At 62.6% G+C, this 2,919-nt stretch carries 5 protein-coding genes; 2 read left to right on the top strand and 3 right to left on the bottom strand.

The genetic code is table 11. The features are described 5' to 3' along the window. The coding region (locus tag E6C76_RS21950; RefSeq protein ID WP_136350405.1) for a hypothetical protein at nucleotides 1-301 on the bottom strand (301 nt) is incomplete at its 3' end. Next, the gene (locus E6C76_RS21945; protein ID WP_136350404.1) at nucleotides 280-882 is read right to left on the bottom strand and encodes a hypothetical protein; all 603 of its coding nucleotides are present in this window, start codon (nucleotides 880-882) and stop codon (nucleotides 280-282) included. The genes E6C76_RS21945 and E6C76_RS21950, both read right to left, overlap by 22 nt. Nucleotides 883-1,196: 314 nt before the next feature. On the opposite strand from E6C76_RS21945, the gene E6C76_RS22160 reads away from it, so the two are divergent. Next, entirely contained in the window at nucleotides 1,197-1,364 is a 168-nt protein-coding gene (locus E6C76_RS22160) for a hypothetical protein (protein WP_168734411.1), read from the top strand. A 361-nt stretch (nucleotides 1,365-1,725) separates the two neighbouring features. On the opposite strand, the gene E6C76_RS21935 is transcribed toward E6C76_RS22160, so the two are convergent. Then, nucleotides 1,726-2,271, bottom strand: a complete 546-nt coding sequence (locus tag E6C76_RS21935) for a hypothetical protein (protein WP_136350403.1) — start codon at nucleotides 2,269-2,271, stop codon at nucleotides 1,726-1,728. A 348-nt stretch (nucleotides 2,272-2,619) separates the two neighbouring features. Between E6C76_RS21935 and E6C76_RS21930 the strand changes: the two genes are divergently transcribed. Next, nucleotides 2,620-2,919: Ig-like domain-containing protein (locus E6C76_RS21930; protein ID WP_136350402.1), on the top strand; the 300-nt coding region annotated here is incomplete at its 3' end.

The following is a 2,919-nucleotide window of genomic DNA, read 5'->3' as shown; positions in this document are numbered from 1 at the left end:
GCGTCGCCGGGAACGGGCCGTAGCTGCTGCCGTCGCTGCCGCTGATGCTCACCGACACGCTGGTCGCGTGCTCGCTGGTGCCGGTCAGGGTGCCCACCCCCGCGTCGCTGATCTCGAAGCTCACCCCGACCACCCCCGCATCGCTGATCTCGAAGCTCACCCCGACGGTCGGCAGCCGGTCGTAGCCCGCGGTGTCCGTATCCGTCGCGGTGTTGCTCGCGTTGTCGGTGGCCGTGGCCGTCGCCGTGTAGGTGACTTCCTCGTCGCTGATCTCGAAGCTCACCCCCACCGTCGGCAGCAAGTCGTAGCCCGCGGTGTCCGTATCCGTGGCGGTGTTGCTCGCGTTGTCGGTCGCCGTCGCCGTCGCCGTGTAGGTGACCTCCTCGTCGAAGCTCTCCCGTCGCTGCCGCTGATGCTCACCGACACGCTGGTCGCGTGCTCGCTGGTGCCGGTCAGGGTGCCCACCCCCGCATCGCTGATCTCGAAGCTCACCCCCACCGTCGGCAGCAAGTCGTAGCCCGCGGTGTCCGTATCCGTGGCGGTGTTGCTCGCGTTGTCGGTCGCCGTCGCCGTCGCCGTGTAGGTGACCTCCTCGTCGAGCGTCGCCGGGAACGGGCCGTAGCTGCTGCCGTCGCTGCCGCTGATGCTCACCGACACGCTGGTCGCGTGCTCGCTGGTGCCGGTCAGGGTGCCCACCCCCGCGTCGCTGATCTCGAAGCTCACCCCCACCGTCGGCAGCAAGTCGTAGCCCGCGGTGTCCGTATCCGTGGCGGTGTTGCTCGCGTTGTCGGTCGCCGTCGCCGTCGCCGTGTAGGTGACCTCCTCGTCGAACCCGTATCGGGTATTGGCACGTGGCGGTTCGCCTTGCGGAGAGTCGGACATGTGTCTTGTCCTGGTGGCCAGAGTTGCTGGTTAAGATAAATTTTTCTTTCCAATTTACTGATAACTAGGAATTATGGTCGCCTCCAAAATTCCCGAAATCTCTGGCCCGCCGTCGCCTCGTCGATCTCCTTTCGTCAATCGGCGAGAGGAGTTAACGCGGCTGCTGAGCTATCTACCGCCGTCTAATACGTCCAGAGACTGCTCGGGCACCAGAGCATCTCCACTACGGAGATCTACACGCATGTTACGAATCAGGGGTTGAGGGAGGCACTACAGAGGGCAACGGGAAGGAGAAGCGATAACTAGGAATTATCATGCAGGAGAAAGAAGCGAAACTCGACCTATCGACGGTGGTGGTTATCGCAGATATTGTCTCCGATGAGACCGAAGAGAGATCGTCCGAGTGGCGGCACGATCTAGAAAAGGTGCCCGGCCTGCGCGACATCGCCGAGAAGGCATCAGGCATTCCCATGACGCCGTAGCGTAACTTTTGGCGTAACTCGTTTTTTAAATTGTTGATTTTAAAGGGCCATAGACCCGTGCATCATCGGGGTGTGATTGACGACGCTAACCCCCGGAGAACCTTGATATTTCTCGGAAATCCCTTGTTTTTGCTCGTTCTCCGGCCGATCTTTCACACCATTCCTCACGCGCTTGAAACTCAACATCGACTTGCATGTGTAAAGCATGCCGCCAGCGTTCAATCTGAGCCAGGATCAAACTCTTAAGTTCAATCCAGCAAAGTACTCAAAAATCATTACTGACTTTCGCGAGCACTTGAATCATTGCGAAACTATTGCCATCCGAAGATGGCTCGGCCGCACAACAACCAAGCACCCACACTTATCGGTTGTTCAACTTTTTAAAGAACTGCTGCACCAGCAGCGAAGAAGCGAGATTGTGGGGCAATCCAGAAAACTCGGGGCCATAGCTGCTGCCGTCGCTGCCGCTGATGCTCACCGACACGCTGGTCGCGTGCTCGCTGGTGCCGGTCAGGGTGCCCACCCCCGCATCGCTGATCTCGAAGCTCACCCCCACCGTCGGCAGCAGATCGTAGCCCGCGGTGTCCGTATCCGTCGCGGTGTTGCTCGCGTTGTCCGTGGCCGTGGCCGTCGCCGTGTAGGTGACCTCCTCGTCGAAGCTCTCGCCACTCAGATCCACACTCCAGCTGCCATCCGCCGTGGCCGTGGCCGTCGCCGTGTAGGTGACCTCCTCGTCGAAGCTCTCGCCACTCAGATCCACACTCCAGCTGCCATCCGGATTCAGCGTCGCCGGGAACGGACCCAGATTGCTGCCGTCACTGCCCGTGATCGTCACCGACACGCTGGTCGCGTGCTCACTGGTGCCGGTCAGGGTGCCCACCCCCGCATCGCTGATCTCGAAGCTCACCCCCACCGTCGGCAACAGGTCGTAGCCCGCGGTGTCCGTATCCGTCGCGGTGTTGCTCGCATTGTCGGATCAGCGATGCGGGGGTGGGCACCCTGACCGGCACCAGCGAGCACGCGACCAGCGTGTCGGTGAGCATCAGCGGCAGCGACGGCAGCAGCTATGGCCCGTTCCCGGCGACGCTGAACCCGGATGGCAGCTGGAGTGTGGACCTGAGTGGCGAGAGCTTCGACGAGGAGGTCACCTACACGGCGACGGCGACGGCGACCGACAACGCGAGCAACACCGCCACGGATACGGACACCGCGGGCTACGACTTGCTGCCGACGGTGGGGGTGAGCTTCGAGAGGGGTGAGCTTCGAGATCAGCGACGCGGGGGTGGGCACCCTGACCGGCACCAGCGAGCACGCGACCAGCGTGTCGGTGAGCATCAGCGGCAGCGACGGCAGCAGCTACGGCCCGTTCCCGGCGACGCTGAACCCGGACGGCAGCTGGAGTGTGGATCTGAGTGGCGAGAGCTTCGACGAGGAAGTCACCTACACGGCGACGGCCACGGCCACGGACAACGCGAGCAACACCGCGACGGATACGGACACCGCGGGCTACGACCTGCTGCCGACCGTCGGGGTGAGCTTCGAGATCAGCGATGCG

Source organism: Pseudothauera nasutitermitis (genome assembly GCF_004801295.1).
GTDB lineage: Bacteria > Pseudomonadota > Gammaproteobacteria > Burkholderiales > Rhodocyclaceae > Pseudothauera > Pseudothauera nasutitermitis.
Note: the sequence above shows the minus strand (reverse complement) of the source record. Positions and strands in the feature narration are given on the sequence as shown.

Bases quoted from the DNA above. Each gene is read 5' to 3' on its own strand.
- E6C76_RS21945 (WP_136350404.1), bottom strand. From the start codon at position 882: ATGTCCGACTCTCCGCAAGGCGAACCGCCACGTGCCAATACCCGATAC.
- E6C76_RS22160 (WP_168734411.1), top strand. From the start codon at position 1,197: ATGCAGGAGAAAGAAGCGAAACTCGACCTATCGACGGTGGTGGTTATC.